Below are 18,661 nucleotides of genomic sequence, written 5' to 3'. Positions count from 1 at the left end.
TTTCGACCCATACTAGCCCGGTCGGGGTGGCCGCAACTAGGTCTATTGGGTCACACCAGAGCGGAATAATCGTGCGCGCCGGCAAAAGTTGCATGAATACCAGCCACTTGAGCTTGATGCCGGTCAAAGCGCTCCGCGCAATTGCGCGTTCGCGGCGCCCAGCAGCCAGTCCGGCGCGCCCTGGGGGTCGCAACCCCTGCGCTTGAGCTCGGCACGGGCGAAGAATTCCGCCAGCTTCGGCTCGTTGCCCGAGGTGAGCAGCGTCAGCCGGTTCAGCGTGCAGGCGATGGCCGCGCGCCGGGCGGGCAGCGTATCGCCCTGGCAGGAGAAGCCGGAGATCTGGAGCGCCGGCTCCTCGCTGCGCTTGAGATAGCCAAGGCATGCCTGTGCCGTGCCGGCCGGCCGGAACAAAGCGACCGGGCCGAATTTCGTGTCGATCAGGCCGGCCTGCTCGAGCGGGACGACCGCGTCGAGGCCCATCTGAACGGCGAGGTCTGCGGTCGCCGGGCGAGCCACGTCGAATTCGCCGCCCTCCCGGTAAATCTCGAGCTCGGCCACCGGCTTGTCCGCCTCGCCCGTCCAGCGCATCACGTCCCGGCGGCCACCTTCGGGATGCCGGAGGATGGTATAAGATGCTGTTTTCTCTGATGAATCGAGCCGACCGAGGGCGAAGGCCGGGTGCGAGCGGTCGGCGATGCTCCAGCCTGATTCCTCCGCGGGCTCATCGTCGCGCAGGCTCGGGAGCTGAGCTAATGCCGCAAGACCAAGGATGGCAAACAGCACCAGCGTCCCCACATAGGCGAACAGGCGCGCCAGCGTGCCGACGACCTCGTCGGCGAAATTGGCGAGCGCCAGATGGATCTGGGTGGGAGTTGCGGCCGTGCTGGCCTCAGGCGAGTGCATCCATGGCCTTCGGGCATGGTCCAACGTTGTCTTGAGGCCGGTTCTCGCATAGAAGCGCTGCTCTTCCTGTTTAAGCGTCAGCTTCAGGAACGGGCTTTTTCATCGGAGAGTGAACGATGGGTTACAAAGTCGCAGTCGTCGGCGCGACCGGCAATGTCGGACGGGAAATGCTCAACATCCTCGATGAGCGCAAATTCCCCGCGGACGAGGTCGTGGCCCTCGCGTCACGCCGCAGCGTCGGCGTCGAGGTCTCCTATGGCGACCGCACCCTGAAGGTCAAAGCGCTCGAGCATTACGACTTCTCCGACGTCGATATCTGCCTGATGTCGGCGGGCGGCTCGGTGTCGAAGGAATGGTCGCCGAAGATAGGCGCCGCCGGCACGGTCGTGATCGACAATTCCTCGGCCTGGCGCATGGACCCGGACGTGCCGCTGATCGTGCCCGAGGTGAACGCGGATGCGACCGCGGGCTTCAAGACGAAGAACATCATCGCCAACCCGAACTGCTCGACCGCGCAGCTCGTGGTCGCGCTGAAGCCGCTGCACGACAAGGCGACCATCAAGCGCGTCGTGGTCTCGACCTATCAATCCGTGTCGGGCGCCGGCAAGGACGCGATGGACGAATTGTTCTCGCAGACCAAGGCCGTCTACACCAACAGCGAGATCGTCAATAAGAAGTTTCCCGCGCGCATCGCCTTCAACATCATCCCCCAGATCGACGTCTTCATGGAGGACGGCTACACCAAGGAAGAGTGGAAGATGATGATGGAGACCAAGAAGATTCTTGATCCCAAGATCAAGCTCTCCGCGACCTGCGTGCGCGTGCCTGTCTTCGTCGGCCACTCCGAGGCCGTCAACATCGAGTTCGAGAATCCGATCAGCGCTGATGAAGCGCGCAACATCCTGCGCACGGCGCCCGGCTGTCTCGTCATCGACAAGCATGAGCCCGGCGGCTACGCCACGCCTTATGAAGCGGCCGGCGAGGACGCCACCTATATCAGCCGCATCCGCGAGGACGCCACGGTGGAGAACGGCCTCGTGCTGTGGTGCGTGTCCGACAACCTTCGCAAGGGCGCAGCCCTCAACGCGATCCAGATCGCGGAAGTGCTGATCAACCGCAAGCTGATCAGCGCGAAGAAGAAGGCGGCGTAAGCCTTCGCCCACGCCTCTCGTCGTCCCGGATCTGCGCTCCGCTTCGCTGCGCTTGTCCGGGACGACGATCTAGTTTGATGCGGCAGTATACGATACCGCTCAAGCCTCGCCGCGCGCGTTCCGGAATTCCTTCGCGACCTTGTCCAGCACGAACAGCGACCCCTCCGCGACGCCGAAATAGGCGCCGTGGGTCTGCATCTGGCCGGCATCGACCGCCTTCTGCACGAACGGGAAGGTCATCAGGTTTTCCAGGCTCCGGAACACCGCGGCCTTCTCGATGCGCTCGACGAATTGCGCCATGGTCTCGCGGTCGCGCTGCTCGACCACCTCGCCCGGCTTGATGAACATCTGCATCCATTTGCCGATGAAGTCGCCTGGGGTGAGCGGCTCGATCTTGTCGACGAAGGCGCGGATGCCGCCGCATTGCGCGTGCCCGAGCACCACGATGTGCTTCACCTTCAGCACCTTCACCGCATATTCCAGTGCCGCCGAGACGCCATGCGCGTTGCCGTCGGGCTGATACACCGGCACCAGATTTGCGATGTTGCGGACGACGAACAATTCGCCCGGGCCGACGTCGAAGATCACTTCGGGTGAGACGCGGCTGTCGCAGCAGCCGATCACCATCACTTCCGGCGACTGCCCCTTCACCGACAGCTCGCGATAGCGGGTCTGCTCGGTCGGCAGCCGCTGGGTGGCGAAGGCCCTGTAGCCTTCCAGCAAATGCTCTGGGAATGTGATCATGGCCTATGCCTAATCATAGACCGCAGGGGCGAACAAGCCTTTCGAATAGGCATGCCAGGTGCTATCGGCTCAGGTCAGAAGAGCTACGAGGAAAACGGAAGGACCATTCGCATGACCCGCCCGCGCCGCAGCCATCTGTTCATGCCCGGCTCCAACCCCCGCGCGCTGGAAAAGGCGCAGAATCTGGCCGCCGACGGACTGATCCTCGATCTCGAGGATTCCGTCGCCCCCGACGCCAAGGCGGTTGCGCGCGACGGAATCGCCGCCGCGATCGCGGCCAAGGGGTTCGGCAAGCGCGAGGTCCTGATCCGGACCAACGGTCTCGACACGTCCTGGTGGGCGGATGACGTCGCGATGGCGGCCAAGGCATCGCCTGACGGCATTCTGGTTCCAAAAGTTTCAAGCGTCGAAGATCTCGACACGATCGGCCGCCGCCTTGCCGAGCTCGGCGCGGCGCCGACCGTAAAAGTCTGGGCCATGATCGAGACCGCGCGCGCCGTGCTTCATGCCGAGGAGCTGGCCGCCGCCGGGCGCGATCCATCGAGGCGCCTCTCCGGTTTCGTGTTCGGGCCGAACGACATCTCGCGCGAGACGCGAATCCGGATGCTGCCCGGCCGCGCCGCGATGATCCCGATGATCACCCACTGCATCCTGGCGACGCGCGCCCACGGCCTCGAAATCCTCGACGGCCCCTACAGCGACATCAACAATTCCGACGGGTTTGCCACCGAATGCGCGCAGGGCCGCGACCTCGGCTTCGACGGCAAGACGCTGATCCATCCCTCGCAGATCGAAGCCTGCAACGCGATCTTCACGCCGCCGGAAGAGGAAGTCGCGCGCGCGCGAAAAATCATCGCGGCGTTCGAATTGCCCGAGAACGTCTCGCGCGGCGCGATCCGTCTGGATGGCGCGATGGTGGAACGCCTGCACGCCGACATGGCGCGCCGAACGATCGAGATCGCGGACGCGATCGCCGCGATGAGCAAGGGCTGAGGTGTGTCCCCGACCCGATCCGTCCTTCTGGATCTCGACGGAACGCTGATCGATTCGCGGCCGGGCATTGTCGCAAGCTGCACAGCCGCATTGCGTGTCCTCGGGCACGATCCAGGCAAGGCACCTGACATAGCGATCGGTCCACCACTCGAAGACAGCTTGCGGACGCTGCTACAGGCATATGGCGACGACCGGATCGATGAAGCCGTCGTCGCCTACCGTCAGCACTACGGTGAAAGCGGCTTGCTCGGAAGCGAGCCCTATCCTGGAATCGGCGGAGCGCTCCAGGAATGGAGGCAAGCCGGATTGAGGATCTACCTTGCGACATCGAAGCGCGAAGTCTTCGCGCGACGGATCCTGGAGAACCTGAATTTGGCGGTGTATTTCGACGGCATCCACGGCTCGGTGCCGGGCGGCACGCTCGATCATAAGCCTGAGTTACTCGCCCATATCCTGTCTGAATACGGCATCGCTGCCTCGCACAGCCTCATGATCGGCGATCGCCGCCACGACATCGTCGGCGCTCATGCGGTCACGATGCGCGGGCTTGGCGTGCTCTGGGGATATGGCAGCCGGGATGAGCTGGAGGCGGCCGGCGCGGACCAATTGGTGGAGCGGCCAGCCGATCTCGCGCGCACGGCTCTATCGATGTTGAACGGATAGTTCCCGTCGCAATCCGCGACGCGTCAACGCGGTGCGAGATCGGCGCGATCGAGCGACTCCAGCGTCGCGGCATTGCCGCAATAACCGTGATAGTTCTCCGCAGCGGTGCCGTCGGCGAGATCGCGGTCGCACTGTCCCTTGTGATCGCAGAGCGAGCAGACCCGCTCCATGTCGCGCAGCAGCAGCGGCTGTGCGCGGCCGAGCCCTTCGGCGTTGATGCCGAGCTGCTCCAGCATCTTCGGCAGTTCATCGGCGGCGTGCTTGCCATGACGGACCAGCTCTTCGAGATCGTCGGGCGCGATCCTGAGATCGCTCGCGATCCGGTCGAAATCGGGGCGATCGAGCTGCCGCATCTCGTTCATCTCGCGGCGATGCTTCAGCCAGCTGGCAAAGGAGTCGATGAGGTCCTGGACGATGGGATAAGGCCTGCTTGCGGTGCTCATGCGAGGCTCCGTTTGGGTCGTGGAATTGGAGCGAGATTAGGCACAATGGTGCAGGAGCGCGTTGCGCTGGATCAAATTCAGCTCGCGTGTCCCGGACGCGCTGCAGCGTGAATGACCACCGCCGTCGTCCCGGCGAAAGCCGGGACCCATACCGCGAGGTTTATCGATGGCGCGCGGTGCCCGTTGCCATCGAAACACAACTGAGAGTCTTCGCCAAACTCCTGCCTGTGGTTATGGGTCCCGGCTTTCGCCGGGACGACAGCGGAGGATTGGGAATCAGCTGAACCGCTCCGTCGCCCAGGCATAAAGGCTGCCCGGGATCGGCTTCTCGCCACCGCGGCCCTTGGGCGAGATGTGCAGGCCGATGATGTCGGGGTCGGTGACGAGACCGAGATAGCTCGATGGGTCGAAGAAAAGTTTTGGCTCGGCGTGCACGGCGTAGAACGACTGCTTCGGCAGTGCGCGGCTCAGCTCGCCGGTGCGGCGCGCCAGTGCAGTCAGCGCCGCAGGTCCGAAGATCGCGACACGGATGTCCGAGAGGCGGTTCGAGCCGCCGCGCAGGCGGCGCATCATGAAGGTGATGCGATGGCGCACTGACAGCCAGTTCGGCGTCAGCTCCTCCTGCTCCATCAGCTCTTCGAAGGCGGCAACGATGCCGTGCCCCGGCGGCAGGTAGATCACGGAATTGCCGAGCTGGCGCGGCCGCTCCCAGGCGAAGTAGGGCTTTGCCGGATCGATCTCGACGGGCTTCAAGAGCAGCACATCGGCATCGAGCCAGAGGCCGAGGCCCTTCGCCATCAGCTTCATGCGGAAGAAGTCGCTGAACTGAAGCGTGGTCCAGTCGCGCCAGCTTCCGTCGGGCTGCGGCGGCCGCAATCGTTCGGAGAACGCATGCGGCAGGATCGCTTCGGCATCCGCATTGCCGACGCCCGCAGGCAGGCCGGGAATGGTGTCAAAGCTGTAGACCGTGACCTTGTGGCCGGCAGCTAACTGCGAGCGCAGGCAGGTCTGGCGCAGGGCGTCCATCGGGCCGTGCCAGAAGGTGACGATGTCGGGCAGCATGGCCGGAAGCTTAGAGCATGATCCGGAAAAGTGTGCAGCGGTTTTCCGAAAAGATCATGCTCAAACAACAGGTGATAATCAGAGCAAAGAAAAAGCCCCGGCGCTGTCAGCGCCGGGGCTCGAACGGGATATCGAGCTCAGGCCCAGGCGCGTTCGCGCTTGAGCTTGTCCTCATAGGTGTCGATCGAGGCCTTCTTCTCCATCGTCAAGCCGATGTCGTCGAGGCCGTTGATCAGGCAGTGCTTGCGGAACGGGTCGATCTCGAACTTGACCTTGCCACCGTCGGGGCCGCGGATCTCCTGGTTCGGCAGGTCGATCGTCAGCGTCGCGTTGGCGCCGCGCTCGGCGTCGTCGAACAACTTGTCGAGGTCTTCTTGGGCAACGCGGATCGGCAGAATGCCGTTCTTGAAGCAGTTGTTGTAGAAGATGTCGCCGAACGAGGTCGAGATCACGCAGCGGATGCCGAAGTCGAGCAGCGCCCAAGGCGCGTGCTCACGGCTCGAGCCGCACCCGAAATTGTCACCGGCGACCAGCACCTTCGTATTGCGATAGGCCGGCTGGTTGAGGACGAAATCAGGATTCTCGCTGCCGTCGTCCTTGTAGCGCTGCTCGGAGAAGAGCCCCTTGCCAAGGCCGGTGCGCTTGATGGTCTTGAGGTACTGCTTCGGAATGATCATGTCGGTGTCGACATTGATGATCTTCAGCGGCGCCGCGACGCCTTCCAGCGTGGTGAACTTGTCCATGGTTGCGCTTTCCCGGGTGGTTCAGGGGGAACAGGTATTTATCGCGATCGGGGGCCGAATCCTAGGCCGAATTCGGCAGATCTAGTCTGCTTGACCCGTCTCCTGGGCCTCAATTGCCGCCATATCGTCGTCCGAAAGGCCGAAATGGTGGCCGATCTCGTGGATCAGGACGTGGCGGACGATATGGCCGAGGGTCTCGTCGTGCTCGGCCCAGTAATCCAGGATTGGCCGGCGGTAGAGCCAGACCATGTTGGGCAGCCGCGCCACGTCGCCAAAGCTCTGCTGGGGCAGGCCGACGCCCTGGAACAGGCCGAGCAGGTCGAACTCGCTCTCGCAGTCCATCTCGTCCAGGACCTCCTCGGTCGGGAAGTCGTCGACGCGGATGATCACGCCCTCGCACAGCCCGCGAAATTCCGCCGGCAGGCGCTCGAACAATTCGTGGGCCACCGCTTCCATCTCGGCCAGCGAGGGGGCCTTCAATTCCGTCCACATGGACTTCTCTTAGCGTGGGTTTTGCGGCGTTGCATCCCGCTTTATAAGATCGAGCGTTGACGTCGCGCGTGAAAACGAGGAGCGTACGACGCATCAAGGGGATGGCTCAGGTCGGTGGTGGTGTGATGCGGGCGGGAACAGCAGTACCGGTTCTACTGTGCATGGGGTTGTTTTCGACTTTTTTTGTCGGCGCCCCAACCCAGGCCCAGGCCCAGGCCCAGACGGCCGGCCCTGACATCCGGCTGGCCCAGGCGGTCTCGCCCGACGCCCCGCCGCCGCGCAGGCGGCCCCAGACGCGCCTGCGCGTCACGCCGTATTACAGCCCGGACGGCGTCTATCCGCGCTACAATCCCGGTCCCGATGCGGTCCGCGAGTGCAACGCCACCTATGTGCAGGAATACCGGCCCAGCGGCACGGTGATCGTGCCGCATATGAGCTGCTACTGGCGCCGGGGCTGACGTCCCCTCAATTCCCGCGGAGCGCGCCGATCAGGCCGGCGCCGACGACCGCTGCAGACGCGCCATAGACCAGGATCGTCATGACGAGCTGAGTCAGCGGGCTTGCCGCGCCGGCCTCGACGCCCGGTCCCTGCGCGGCAATCGCCGAGCTCGCGCCAAGCGCAAGGCTCGCTGCGATCGCGAGGCGAGATATCCGCAATCCGCTGGAATTCGGCATGACCATCTCCTGCATTCGCTCGACCAGAAGATACGTTCGTCGCTGACGGCCGGTTTTGGTGGCGCCTGAAATGTTGCGCCGAGACTTTAGGAACTTGTCGCGTGCCCTCTGCATTCGCGTCCGGGGCGCGTTCATCCATAGCCTATTCAGGCTCAAGGCTCCAGAGCTCGGCCCTCATCCTTGTGTCGTAACACCATTGGCGCCGTCATCATTGGCGCGGGCATCGTCATCACCGCCGTTGGTGACGGGACGCTCGATAGTCAGGAACAGGCCCGGATTCCTGACCTGTTTTAACTTGCAGACGGCCTTGTCAAGCCCGCATGCTCAAGGCGCGGAGGTCGTCATGACGCGATGGATTGCATTGGCCGTTCTCGTTGGGCTCGCCGCCGTTATGCCTCGCGCTTCCGCGACGCAGAGGACGGCGAAGCCGGATGCCTCGGCGGGGATCGCAGTTTTTGATGCGCGGCGACACGCGCGACACTACGACATTGCGCGGTACTCTGCGCCCCGTGATCCGCGCTACTACGCGCGGCCCGTCTACTACCGTCCCTATCCCTACGGTGTGCCCGCGCCTTTCGTATTCGGCTATGGACCGTTCTGGTGAGTTGCTGCTCTAGCCGGCGGGCGCAAATCTTTGACCAGCAGCACTGTCGCTTGTGCGCCTGCCTTTCGGTCTTGCGAGATCTCGACATAGTCGGGCGAGTTCGAGAAGGCGAGGAACGCGGCCTCGTCGGGAAACGACATCATGACAAGTTTGTCATGCGGCCACGCGCCTTCGAGCACGCGGGGCTGTTCGTCGGCCGCTAGCAGTCGTCCGTTGAATTTCTTGAACACATCGAAGAATCGCACCTGGTAGCGGTCATACGCCGCGCGGTCCGTCATCTTCAATTGCGCGATTGCGTAGACAGTCATCGCCAAGATTCCTTCGTAAGGATCGCAATCTTGTAGCCTGGATGGAGCGCAGCGAAATCCGGGATTGGCGCGGAGCGCAAGACTTTTCCCGGATTGCGCAACGCTCCATCCGGGCTACGAAGCGCATCGCTCGGAGCGACGTTCATTCATGAGGGGTTCACGTCGCTGTCCCTAATTTAATCTTGGGAGCAACCGCAAGTGAACAGCCGAATGAACAGCGGTGGCGCGAGACATTGCGCCGCAATGCCGCCGTCCGGGTTGAGGGAGAATTCCATGCTGAGGATTTTGGGTGTTGGGACAAGCCCGATCCGCTTGCTCGGCCTTGCGGCCGTTGCCACAGCTGATGCTGTCGGCCGGGACTGCGCGCCGCGCCGAGGCGATGACGCCGATCAATCCCACGGCGTTGCCGGCGGCGACGGCCGCTAGCGACGACCTCGTCACGCAGGTTCGCCACGGCGGCGGCGGACATGGCGGTGGCGGACATGGCGGAGGTTTTCACGGCGGCGGCTTCCGTGGTGGCGGGGGACATTTCGGCGGCTTCCATGGTGGCGGCTTCCGCGCCGCGCCGGCCTTTCACGGCGGCGGCATTCGCTACGGAGGAGTTCGCCACTACGGCGGCGGCGGATTTCATCGCTACGGAATCTATCGCCCTCATTACGGCTATCGCCACTTCCACCGGCGCTATTATTACGGCGGCTACTATCCCTACTACCACTATCCGCGCCGCTGCCGGATCATCTGGACCTATTACGGCCCGCGCCGCATCTGTCGCTGGCATCGCTGGCACTATCCGTACCGTTATTGGTGACGTGAGTTGCTAGCTGAAATCGACATCGTCATTCCAGGGCGATGCGAAGCATCGAACTATGGTGCGCACTTGCGCACCTGAGAATCTCGAGATTCCGGGTTCGCCCTATGGGCGCCCCGGAATGACTGCGGATAGTGGCGCTGTCTGATTCACAGCCAATCCTTCAGCTTCCACGACGAAGCCTTCCACCGCATCAGGTTCTCGATCTTCCACTGCCTGAACATCGCCGGCGGCCAGCGGCTGAGCTTTGAGGTCTCCTCGACCTCGGGCTTGGCGACGATGCGCAGCGGTGTCGCGCGCCGCCGGTGCTGGCGCGTCGCCTCGCTGATCAGATCGACATATTCAGGCTTGTTGGCCATGAGGCGTGTCCTCGCGAAGCCGTCGCGAGGACACAATGTCGGCGCTGCCGCTTAACAGCCGCTTGCCGCGTTAGCTCAAATTGCGGGGAGCAGCTTAGCGCCACTCCCTGACGTCGACGAAGTGACCGGCGATCGCCGCGGCGGCCGCCATCGCCGGCGACACCAGATGCGTGCGGCCCTTGAAGCCCTGGCGGCCCTCGAAATTGCGGTTCGAGGTCGAGGCGCAGCGCTCTTCCGGCTTGAGCTTGTCCGGGTTCATGGCAAGGCACATCGAGCAGCCCGGCTCGCGCCATTCGAAGCCGGCCTTGATGAAGATCTTGTCCAGACCCTCAGCCTCGGCCTGCTCCTTCACGATGCCCGAGCCCGGCACCACCATGGCGTTGACGCTGGCGGAGACCTGCTTGCCTTCCGCGATCTTGGCCGCGGCGCGCAGATCTTCGATGCGGCCGTTGGTGCAGGAGCCGATGAAGACGCGATCGAGCTTGATGTCGGTGATCTTCGTCCCCGCGGTCAGGCCCATGTACTTCAAGGCGCGGTGCTTGGAGAGACGCTTGGCCTCGTCCGCGATCTTGTCGGGATCGGGCACGATGCCGGTCACCGAGATGACGTCTTCCGGGCTCGTGCCCCAGGTCACGATCGGCGGCAGCTTTGCAGCGTCGAGGCGCAGCTCGTGGTCGAAATGCGCGCCTTCGTCGGAGCGCAGTTTCTCCCAGTAGCGCATCGCCGCGTCCCAGGCCGCGCCCTTCGGCGCCTTGGGGCGGTCACGCAGGAAGTCGTAGGCCTTCTGATCGGGCGCGACCAGGCCGGCGCGGGCGCCGCCTTCGATCGACATGTTGCAGACCGTCATGCGGCCTTCCATGCTGAGCGCGCGGATCGCGTCGCCGGCGTATTCCAGCACGTAGCCGGTGCCGCCCGCGGTGCCGATCTCGCCGATGATGGCGAGGATGATGTCCTTGCCGGTCACGCCGTCAGGCAATTTGCCGTCGACGGTGACGCGCATGTTCTTGGCCTTCTTCTGGATCAGCGTCTGCGTCGCCAGCACGTGCTCGACCTCGGAGGTGCCGATGCCGTGCGCGAGCGCGCCGAACGCGCCATGCGTCGAGGTGTGGCTGTCACCGCAGACGATGGTGGTGCCGGGCAGGGTGAAGCCCTGCTCGGGGCCGATGACGTGGACGATGCCCTGGCGCTTGTCGAACTCGTTGTAATATTCGATGCCGAATTCCTTGGCGTTCTCGGCCAGCGCCTTGATCTGCTCGATGCTCTCCGGATCCGGATTCGGCTTGGAGCGGTCGGTGGTCGGCACGTTGTGGTCGACGACCGCGAGCGTCTTTTCCGGCGCATGAACCTTGCGCCCGGTCGCGCGCAGGCCTTCGAACGCCTGCGGCGAGGTCACCTCGTGCACCAGATGGCGGTCGATATAGAGCAGGCAGGTGCCGTCGTCGGCTTCGTGCACCAGGTGGTCGTTCCAGATCTTGTCGTACAATGTGGTCGGCTTGGACATGAGCTTGAGCTCCGGGAATGTGTGTCAGCGAAGAGCGCGGGTGGCGCGCGGGGCAACAAAATCGTCAGCGCAGCTTTTAGGCTGCGCGCGTAAGCTCTGACGTTGCCGAGGTCGCGAAGCGTCCGAAGAACCGGCCAGGCAGCCGCGAGCGATCGTCGATGACGATGCGCTTGACGGGGGCAAGGCTGGTCAGATCTGGAAACATTCCAAGAATATATAGCAGGGAGATTTGGAAGCGCGAGGGCTTTGACGCGCACGGCTGACGCAACAAAAAAGCGCGGAGCCGAGCCCCGCGCTTTCTAGAACTTGCCTGGTGGGCGAAAGCTTACTCGCCGACGGCCGCCGCGCGGTCCTGCTTCTCGACGATGCGGGCCGACTTGCCGCGAAGGTTGCGGAGGTAATACAGCTTGGCGCGACGCACCTTGCCGCGGCGCACCACCTTGATCGAGTCGATCATCGGCGACATCACCGGGAACACGCGCTCGACGCCCTCGCCGTACGAAATCTTGCGCACGGTGAAGCTCTCGTTGAGGCCACCGCCGGAACGGCCGATGCAGACGCCTTCATAGGCCTGCACGCGGGTGCGGTCGCCTTCGACGACCTTCACGTTGACGATCACGGTGTCGCCGGGGCCGAATTCCGGAATGTCCTTGCCGGCGGACAGCTTGTCGAATTGCTCTTGTTCGAGCTGCTTGATCAGGTTCATGGGTAAATCTCCATCGGCGCGCCCAGCCTTTTCAAACGGGGGCTGCGCGAAATTCGTCTATCCAGCCATTGCGGATTTGGCCGCTGCTATAAGGCAAGCCGGAGCGTTTGTCACCCGTCTGTCTTGTTTTTTGGCGTTTTTTGGCGACCGGCCCGATTCGGGGCCTTGACCGGGATTTGGGCCCACAAATCGGGCCGCCGGGCCGCCGTCAGGGCCTCGGATTCGGCCCGCCGCCAGGCCGCGACCTTGGCGTGGTCGCCGGAGGTCAGGATCTCGGGGATCGGGACCCCCTCGAACAGCTGCGGACGGGTAAATTGGGGGTATTCGAGCAGGCCGTCGGAGAAGCTTTCATCGGTTCCCGAGGCCTCCTTGCCCATCACCCCCGGCAGCAGCCGGACGCAGGCGTCAATCAGCGCCAGGGCCGCGATTTCGCCCCCGGACAGCACGTAATCGCCGATCGAGACCTCCTCCAGGCCCCGCCCGTCGATCACCCGCTGGTCGATCCCCTCGAACCGCCCACAGACGATCAGCGGGCCGGGGCCCTGAGCAAGCTCCACGACGCGGGCCTGGGTCAATGGCCGACCCCGCGGGCTCATCAGCAGGCGGGGCCGCTCTTTTGAAGAATCTTGGCCGATCTCCGACGCGTCGATGGCGGCCGCCAGAACGTCCGCCCGCAGCACCATGCCCGGGCCGCCGCCGGCCGGAGTGTCGTCCACGCTGCGGTGCCGGTCGGTGGCGGAGGCCCGAATGTCCCGCGCTTCCAACTGCCAGAGCCCGGAGGCCAGCGCCCGGCCGGCCAGGCTCACGCCGAGCGGTCCCGGAAACATCTCCGGAAACAGCGTCAGCACCGTCGCGCGCCAGGGTGTGGGGTTGGTCATTGCGCCCTAAGAAATCCGTCGTCCCGGCGAAGGCCGGGACCCATAGCCACCGCGCTCAGTTTTGCGATGGCTGGAGCTACCAGCTTAGCCAAAAACCACGGTTTGTGGTTATGGGTCCCGGCCTTCGCCGGGACGACTCGCTGAGGGAGCGTCGCGATCCTCGCCCGCGATCTCCTGCGGCAGCGCGATCACGACGCGGCCGCCGGCGATGTCGACCTCCGGCACCACCGCATTGGAGAACGGCAGCAGCAGCGACGTGCCCTTCGGCGGCGCGATCTCGATGATGTCGCCGGCGCCGAAATTATGGATCGCGAGCACGCGGCCGAGCGCTTCGCCGTCGGTGGTGACAGCGGCAAGCCCGATCAGATCGGTGTGGTAATATTCGTCCTCGTCGGTCGCGGGCAGCTTTTCGCGCGCGACGTAGAGCTCGATGCCGTTGAGGCGCTCGGCCTCATCGCGGGTCGTGACGCCCTTGAACGTCGCGACCAGATGATCCCTGGCCTCGCGCGCCGTTGCGACCTCGAACTGGCGCTTGCCGTCCTTGGACAGCAGCGGGCCGTAGCGCTTCACGGCAAAAGGATCTTCGGTGAAGGTCCATAATTTGACCGCACCGCGCACACCATGCGCGGCGCCGATCCGCGCGACGCAGACCAGCGCCGACATGTCCTGGCCTTAGCCCTTCGCGGCGGCTTCGGCCTGCGCCTTGCGCTCCTTGCGCGGCACGGCCTTCTGCGGGTTGTTGCGCGCTTCGCGCTTCTTGACGCCGGCGGCGTCGAGGAAACGCGACACGCGGTCCGACGGCTGCGCGCCCTTGGCGACCCAGGCCTTCACCTTCTCCATGTCGAGCTTGAGGCGCGCCTCGTTGTCCTTCGGCAGCAGCGGGTTGAAGTAGCCGAGACGCTCGATGAAGCGGCCATCGCGCGGAAAGCGCGAGTCGGCGACGACGACGTGATAGACGGGACGCTTCTTGGTGCCTGCGCGGGCGAGGCGGATAACGACGGACATTCAGTTCTCCTTCAAAGTACAGTTTGTTCGGTTGATTGGTATTCCGCGTTGCGCGGGACCGGTGCGGTCCCCCGCGACGAATTCCTCATTTCTTCTTGCCGGGAAAACCGCCGAGCCCCGGAAGGGTCGGCTTGCCGCTGAGGCCCGTAAGCCCCGGCAAATTCGGTAGGCCAGAGCGAAGACCGGGCGGCAGATCCTTCGGCAGGTTAGGCAGACCCTGCCCGCCGCCGCTCTGCATCTTCTCCTGCATTGCCTTCATCTCTTCGGGCGAGGGCATCTTCATGCCGCCGCCAAAGCCCATCGCCTGGGCGATGCCGGCGAGCGGGCCGCGCTTGCCCGAGCCCATGGCCTTCATCACGTCGGCCATGTTCCGGTGCATCTTGAGCAGCTTGTTGACCTGCTCGACGCTCTGGCCACTGCCGGCGGCGATGCGCTTCTTGCGGCTGGCCTTGAGCAGGTCGGGATGACGGCGCTCGTCGCGCGTCATGGAATCGATCACCGCGACCTGGCGCTTCAGGATCTTGTCGTCGATGCCGGCGGCCGCGATCTGGTTCTTCATCTTGGCGATGCCGGGCATCATGCCCATCAGCCCGCTGATGCCGCCCATGTTCGCCATCTGCAACAGCTGCTCGCGCATGTCGTTGAGGTCGAACTGACCCTTGCGCATGCGCTCGGCGGTGCGCGCGGCCTTTTCGGCGTCGATGTTGGCGGCGGCACGTTCGACCAGCGACACCACGTCGCCCATGCCGAGGATGCGGCCGGCGATACGATCGGGATGGAAGTCCTCCAGCGCGTCGGTCTTTTCACCGGTGCCGATCAGCTTGATCGGCTTGCCGGTGACGGCGCGCATCGACAGCGCCGCGCCGCCGCGGCCGTCGCCGTCCACACGGGTCAGCACGATGCCGGTGAGGCCGACGCGCTGATCGAACGCGCGCGCAAGGTTGACCGCGTCCTGGCCGGTGAGGCTGTCGGCGACCAGCAGCACTTCATGCGGATTGGCGGCGGCTTTGATCGCAGCCGCTTCCGCCATCATGTCTTCGTCGAGCGTGGTACGGCCGGCGGTGTCGAGCAGTACGATGTCGTAGCCGCCGAGCTTGCCGGCTTCGAGTGCGCGCTTCGCAATCTGCGGCGGCTGCTGGCCCGCCACGATCGGCAAGGTCGGAATGTCGAGGTCGCGGCCGAGCACGGCCAGCTGCTCCATCGCCGCCGGGCGATAGACGTCGAGCGAAGCCATCAGCACCTTGCGCTTGTCGCGCTGGACCAGGCGGCGGGCGAGCTTCGCGGTGGTGGTGGTTTTACCGGAGCCTTGCAGGCCGACCATCATGATCGGCACCGGCGGCACGGAATTGACGTCGATGGTCTGGCTTTCGGCGCCGAGCGTGTTGATCAGCTCGTCATGGACGATCTTGACCACCATCTGGCCGGGGGTGACCGACTTGACGACGGTGGCGCCGATCGCCTGCTCGCGGACGCGCTCGGTGAAGCTGCGCACCACCTCTAACGCGACGTCGGCCTCCAGCAGCGCGCGGCGCACCTCGCGCATCGCGGCGTCGACGTCCTTTTCGGTCAGCGCACCGCGCCCCGTCAGACGATCGAGAATGCCACCAAGCCGTTCCGACAGATTGTCGAACAATGCCGTTGTCCCTTGTCCTGCTCGCGCAGGGTTGCCGCATTCACCACTGTCATGCCCCGGCTTGACCGGGGCATCCAGTACGCCGCGGCACCTCGGTTCAGCCGAGCGGCCTCTGGGATACTGGATCGCCCGATCAAGTCGGGCGATGACCACTTCCTTGGATAAGCGATCTTCCAAACACCTTTGCGCCCGAGGGCGCACAGCGCTGTCGGGCGTTGACCTCTGGCCTCCAGGGCCAGTCGGCGGGTCGAAAAGAAAGCCTTTCCGAGAAAGTGGCGGGGTTAAACGCCGCTCCCGCCCAAAAGTCAAGGAAAGTTAGGGGGCCGGGGCCTGTTTGGGAAGGCAAGGCCTTGAAAACACGTCCTTTCCGTCGGTGGGTTCCTTTTCCTCTGCCCCCGCCCATATAGGCGGAGATGCCTCACTGTCCGCGCCATCCCTAGAAGTCCGCCCGTGCCGGTCACCCGCCGCCGCATTTTCGGACTGCTTGCCGGAGCCGGTGCGCTGGTCGGCGTCCCCTCCCTCTGGATGTCCCGCATGAAGACCTATGACGGTCCCGCCTCCGACCATTTCAACGGCCTGCACTTCTTCGATCCCGACGGCGCGCCGCCGAAATCGCTTCGCGAGGTGCTGCGCTGGCAGTTCAGCGGCAAGCGGCAGCGGGCGACCTGGCCGGAGTGGGCGCCGAGCCCCCATGCCGATACCCCGCCGGAGCGCGTTGACGGCGGCAAGGTGCGGCTCTCCTTCGTCGGGCACGCCAGCTGGCTGATCCAGGCCGGCGGCCTCAACATCCTGGTCGATCCCGTCTGGTCCTCGCGGGTCTCGCCGGTCGCCTGGGCCGGGCCGAAGCGGCACAACGATCCCGGCATCGCCTTCGACAAGCTGCCGAAGGTCGACGTCGTGCTGGTCTCGCACGGTCATTACGATCACTTGGACATCGCGACGCTGTCGCGACTCGCCAAGAATTTTGCTCCGCGGGTGGTCACGCCGCTCGGCAACGACGTGACGATGCGCAGCACCGACGCGTCGATCAAGGCCGAGGCGTTCGACTGGCACGACCGCGTCGAGCTCGGGGGCGGCATCGCCGTGCATCTGGTTCCGACCCGGCACTGGACGGCGCGCGGCGTGTTCGATCGCAACAAGGCGCTGTGGGCGAGTTTTGTATTGGAGACGCCGGCCGGGAAAATCTACGTCGTCTGCGATTCCGGCTATGGTGATGGCCGGCATTTCCGCCGCGTCGCCGAGAAGCACGGGCCGTTACGCCTGGCGATCCTCCCGATCGGCGCTTACGAGCCGCGCTGGTTCATGCGCGACCAGCACATGAATCCGGAAGACGCGGTGAAGGCGCTGCTCGATTGCGGCGCGCAGGACGCGCTCGGGCATCACCACGGCACGTTCCAGCTCACGGATGAAGCGATCGACGCACCGGCCAAGGCGCTGGTGGAAGCGCTGGATACTGCGAAGATTCCGCAGGAGCGGTTCGTCGCGATGAAGCCGGGGCAGGTGGTGGAGATTTAGGTCTCGCCAAACATCAAGCTGTCGTCCCGGCCTAGTGCGCAATTGCGCACGGGGGGCCGGGACCCATACCGCGTGATTTTTCATGCGTGGACGGTCGCAGTACCGAACTGCGAGTCTTCGCTAAACCACTCCCTGTGGTTATGGGTCCCGGCCTTCGCCGGGACGACACCGTTGGTGTGGTGAACAGTGTGCCTCTTACGGCGCTACGTCTACTGCCCCTGCTTGATCGCCCAGCTCACATTCACCGTCACCGACAGCGTCTCCTCGCCGGGCGCGACGGCGGCGGGTGCGGCCATCGGGGCCGTTGCCATTCGCGCCTTGAACAACGGCACCGGCGCGCCGCCTTCGGAGACGCTGAGCGGCGCGCCCAGCGTGACGCCGGTGGCTTTGGCATAGACTTCCGCCTTGCGGCGGGCATCCGCCACCGCCTGCTCGCGGGCCTCGTCGAGCAGTTTTGACGCCTGCGTCACCTCGAACGAGATGTTGCCGATGTCGTTGGCGCCGGCGCCGACCAGCGTGTCGATGATGCCGGCCACTTTCGTCACGTCGCGAATCTTGACGGTGACGCGATTGGAGGCGCGGAAGCCGACCACGGGCGAGGCGCCGGTAGATTTGTTCTGGCCGTATTGCGGCTGCAGCGACAGCCGCGAGGTCTGGTAATCCTTCTCGGCGATCCCGGCGCCCTTCAGTGCCAGCAGCACCTTGCCCATCGCGGCGTTGTTGGCGTCGGAGGCTTCCTTCGCCGTCTTGGCGTCATTGGCGACACCCGCGTCGATCTGCGCAAGATCGGGCGCCACTGAAACGGTGGCCTCGCCGCTCACCGAGATCGCGGAGGGAAAGTCGTCGGCGAGCACGGGCGTTGCCAGCAGCGTGGCAGCGAAAACGGCGGCGAGTAGGGCAGGCTTTTTCATCGGTCTCACTTCAGTGGCACGAAAACATTGATCACGAGCTTGTCCTCCGCCGTCTTCAGGGGATCGGTGAGGTACTCCTCGATAAAGGTGTCCTTGGCTTCCAGTCTCTTGTCGTCGAGGTGATTGGTGATCGCCTCATAGGTGTTGTCCATGTTGTCGTAGGAGCCGCGATGGACGAATTTCAGCGCCTTGCCCTCTGGCGATTTGCCGACGCTCATGTCCTTGGGCAGGTTCTTGGGATCCTGCTCGACCGGAATTTCGGCGAGGAAGGTGAAGCCGGTGTCGTCGGTCGAGGTGTAGACGATCATCGAATTGCCGGCGTGCTTGATGCCCTGCTTGTCCAGGAGCGTGTTCAGCGCCTTGAAGGCGTCGACCAGCGTGTCGAAGGCCGAGTCCCAATTGGCAGTGCCCTTGACCATCACGACCTTCCTGGACTCGAGCGTGGTCTCGAGGCCAAAGGGATCGGCGGTCTGGACCGGGGCGGGGGTGGCGGCCGCGGCGGGCGGCGGTGCGGCCGGGCTGGGTGAGGGTGAGGCGCTGGCCGCCGGCGATGCCGCTGGGGCG

At 64.6% G+C, this 18,661-nt stretch carries 22 protein-coding genes and 1 pseudogene; 6 read left to right on the top strand and 17 right to left on the bottom strand.

Features of this window, described 5'->3' with window-relative positions:
* Positions 1-123: 123 nt before the first annotated feature.
* Complete coding sequence (locus XI08_RS13705) at positions 124-903, bottom strand: hypothetical protein (RefSeq protein WP_271574778.1); 780 nt, start codon at positions 901-903, stop codon at positions 124-126.
* A gap of 116 nt (positions 904-1,019) precedes the next feature.
* Between XI08_RS13705 and XI08_RS13700 the strand changes: the two genes are divergently transcribed.
* Positions 1,020-2,054 (top strand): aspartate-semialdehyde dehydrogenase, encoded by a 1,035-nt coding sequence (locus XI08_RS13700; protein ID WP_027543916.1) that lies wholly within the window; start codon positions 1,020-1,022, stop codon positions 2,052-2,054.
* Positions 2,055-2,153: 99 nt separating this feature from the next.
* Here XI08_RS13700 and XI08_RS13695 read toward each other — a convergent pair whose 3' ends face one another.
* Positions 2,154-2,798, bottom strand: a complete 645-nt coding sequence (locus XI08_RS13695; protein WP_027543917.1) for a carbonic anhydrase — start codon at positions 2,796-2,798, stop codon at positions 2,154-2,156.
* Positions 2,799-2,909: 111 nt separating this feature from the next.
* On the opposite strand from XI08_RS13695, the gene XI08_RS13690 reads away from it, so the two are divergent.
* Both XI08_RS13690 and XI08_RS13685 read left to right on the top strand, forming a co-directional pair.
* Positions 2,910-3,791, top strand: coding sequence for an HpcH/HpaI aldolase/citrate lyase family protein (locus XI08_RS13690; RefSeq protein ID WP_271574777.1), 882 nt, complete (start codon positions 2,910-2,912; stop codon positions 3,789-3,791).
* Between the two features lie 3 nt (positions 3,792-3,794).
* On the top strand, positions 3,795-4,454 hold the full coding sequence (locus XI08_RS13685; protein WP_027543919.1) for an HAD family hydrolase: 660 nt from the start codon (positions 3,795-3,797) through the stop codon (positions 4,452-4,454).
* Positions 4,455-4,477: 23 nt separating this feature from the next.
* Here the strand turns inward: XI08_RS13685 and XI08_RS13680 are convergent, their stop codons facing one another.
* The 4 genes from XI08_RS13680 to XI08_RS13665 all read right to left on the bottom strand — a co-directional run bounded on the left by XI08_RS13680 (position 4,478) and on the right by XI08_RS13665 (position 7,194).
* Positions 4,478-4,897, bottom strand: a complete 420-nt coding sequence (locus XI08_RS13680) for a DUF6455 family protein (protein WP_271574776.1) — start codon at positions 4,895-4,897, stop codon at positions 4,478-4,480.
* Positions 4,898-5,173: 276 nt separating this feature from the next.
* Positions 5,174-5,959, bottom strand: a complete 786-nt coding sequence (locus XI08_RS13675) for a hypothetical protein (RefSeq protein WP_271574775.1) — start codon at positions 5,957-5,959, stop codon at positions 5,174-5,176.
* A gap of 137 nt (positions 5,960-6,096) precedes the next feature.
* On the bottom strand, positions 6,097-6,702 hold the full coding sequence (leuD, locus tag XI08_RS13670; RefSeq protein ID WP_027543922.1) for a 3-isopropylmalate dehydratase small subunit: 606 nt from the start codon (positions 6,700-6,702) through the stop codon (positions 6,097-6,099).
* A gap of 81 nt (positions 6,703-6,783) precedes the next feature.
* Positions 6,784-7,194: a metallopeptidase family protein gene (locus XI08_RS13665; protein WP_135179250.1), complete on the bottom strand. Its 411-nt coding sequence runs from the start codon at positions 7,192-7,194 to the stop codon at positions 6,784-6,786.
* A 161-nt stretch (positions 7,195-7,355) separates the two neighbouring features.
* On the opposite strand from XI08_RS13665, the gene XI08_RS13660 reads away from it, so the two are divergent.
* Positions 7,356-7,652: a hypothetical protein gene (locus XI08_RS13660; protein WP_271574794.1), complete on the top strand. Its 297-nt coding sequence runs from the start codon at positions 7,356-7,358 to the stop codon at positions 7,650-7,652.
* Between the two features lie 7 nt (positions 7,653-7,659).
* On the opposite strand, the gene XI08_RS13655 is transcribed toward XI08_RS13660, so the two are convergent.
* Together XI08_RS13655 and XI08_RS13645 are read right to left on the bottom strand one after the other, a co-directional pair.
* Complete coding sequence (locus XI08_RS13655; protein WP_167771613.1) at positions 7,660-7,869, bottom strand: hypothetical protein; 210 nt, start codon at positions 7,867-7,869, stop codon at positions 7,660-7,662.
* Between the two features lie 585 nt (positions 7,870-8,454).
* Positions 8,455-8,781 (bottom strand): DUF1330 domain-containing protein, encoded by a 327-nt coding sequence (locus XI08_RS13645; protein WP_271574793.1) that lies wholly within the window; start codon positions 8,779-8,781, stop codon positions 8,455-8,457.
* Positions 8,782-9,054: 273 nt separating this feature from the next.
* On the opposite strand from XI08_RS13645, the pseudogene XI08_RS13640 reads away from it, so the two are divergent.
* Positions 9,055-9,589 (top strand): annotated as a pseudogene (locus tag XI08_RS13640) (hypothetical protein).
* Between the two features lie 149 nt (positions 9,590-9,738).
* On the opposite strand, the gene XI08_RS13635 reads toward XI08_RS13640, so the two are convergent.
* The 7 genes from XI08_RS13635 to ffh all read right to left on the bottom strand — a co-directional run bounded on the left by XI08_RS13635 (position 9,739) and on the right by ffh (position 15,671).
* Positions 9,739-9,948 (bottom strand): hypothetical protein, encoded by a 210-nt coding sequence (locus XI08_RS13635; protein WP_027543929.1) that lies wholly within the window; start codon positions 9,946-9,948, stop codon positions 9,739-9,741.
* Positions 9,949-10,042: 94 nt separating this feature from the next.
* Positions 10,043-11,449: a 3-isopropylmalate dehydratase large subunit gene (gene leuC, locus XI08_RS13630; RefSeq protein ID WP_271569935.1), complete on the bottom strand. Its 1,407-nt coding sequence runs from the start codon at positions 11,447-11,449 to the stop codon at positions 10,043-10,045.
* Between the two features lie 325 nt (positions 11,450-11,774).
* Positions 11,775-12,155: a 50S ribosomal protein L19 gene (rplS, locus tag XI08_RS13625; RefSeq protein ID WP_027573014.1), complete on the bottom strand. Its 381-nt coding sequence runs from the start codon at positions 12,153-12,155 to the stop codon at positions 11,775-11,777.
* Positions 12,156-12,265: 110 nt separating this feature from the next.
* The gene (trmD, locus tag XI08_RS13620; RefSeq protein ID WP_271574773.1) at positions 12,266-13,033 is read right to left on the bottom strand and encodes a tRNA (guanosine(37)-N1)-methyltransferase TrmD; all 768 of its coding nucleotides are present in this window, start codon (positions 13,031-13,033) and stop codon (positions 12,266-12,268) included.
* Between the two features lie 108 nt (positions 13,034-13,141).
* The gene (gene rimM, locus XI08_RS13615; RefSeq protein WP_271574772.1) at positions 13,142-13,696 is read right to left on the bottom strand and encodes a ribosome maturation factor RimM; all 555 of its coding nucleotides are present in this window, start codon (positions 13,694-13,696) and stop codon (positions 13,142-13,144) included.
* Positions 13,697-13,705: 9 nt separating this feature from the next.
* Complete coding sequence (gene rpsP / locus XI08_RS13610; RefSeq protein ID WP_011083313.1) at positions 13,706-14,038, bottom strand: 30S ribosomal protein S16; 333 nt, start codon at positions 14,036-14,038, stop codon at positions 13,706-13,708.
* Positions 14,039-14,123: 85 nt separating this feature from the next.
* Positions 14,124-15,671 carry a signal recognition particle protein gene (gene ffh, locus XI08_RS13605; RefSeq protein ID WP_271574771.1) on the bottom strand — a complete coding sequence of 516 codons (1,548 nt, stop codon included), beginning with the start codon at positions 15,669-15,671 and terminating at the stop codon, positions 14,124-14,126.
* A 450-nt stretch (positions 15,672-16,121) separates the two neighbouring features.
* Here ffh and XI08_RS13600 point away from each other — a divergent pair, with 450 nt between their 5' ends.
* The gene (locus XI08_RS13600) at positions 16,122-17,186 is read left to right on the top strand and encodes an MBL fold metallo-hydrolase (RefSeq protein WP_271574770.1); all 1,065 of its coding nucleotides are present in this window, start codon (positions 16,122-16,124) and stop codon (positions 17,184-17,186) included.
* 209 nt (positions 17,187-17,395) lie between these two features.
* Here XI08_RS13600 and XI08_RS13595 read toward each other — a convergent pair whose 3' ends face one another.
* Positions 17,396-18,097 carry an SIMPL domain-containing protein gene (locus tag XI08_RS13595; protein ID WP_271574769.1) on the bottom strand — a complete coding sequence of 234 codons (702 nt, stop codon included), beginning with the start codon at positions 18,095-18,097 and terminating at the stop codon, positions 17,396-17,398.
* A gap of 5 nt (positions 18,098-18,102) precedes the next feature.
* Positions 18,103-18,661 (bottom strand): GyrI-like domain-containing protein (locus XI08_RS13590; protein ID WP_271574768.1); only part of this gene is annotated, 559 nt, incomplete at its 5' end.

This window comes from Bradyrhizobium sp. CCBAU 11361, from assembly GCF_028128935.1.
Lineage (GTDB): Bacteria > Pseudomonadota > Alphaproteobacteria > Rhizobiales > Xanthobacteraceae > Bradyrhizobium > Bradyrhizobium niftali.
The sequence above is the reverse complement of the archived record's forward strand: the minus strand, read 5'-3'. Positions and strand labels throughout refer to the sequence as shown.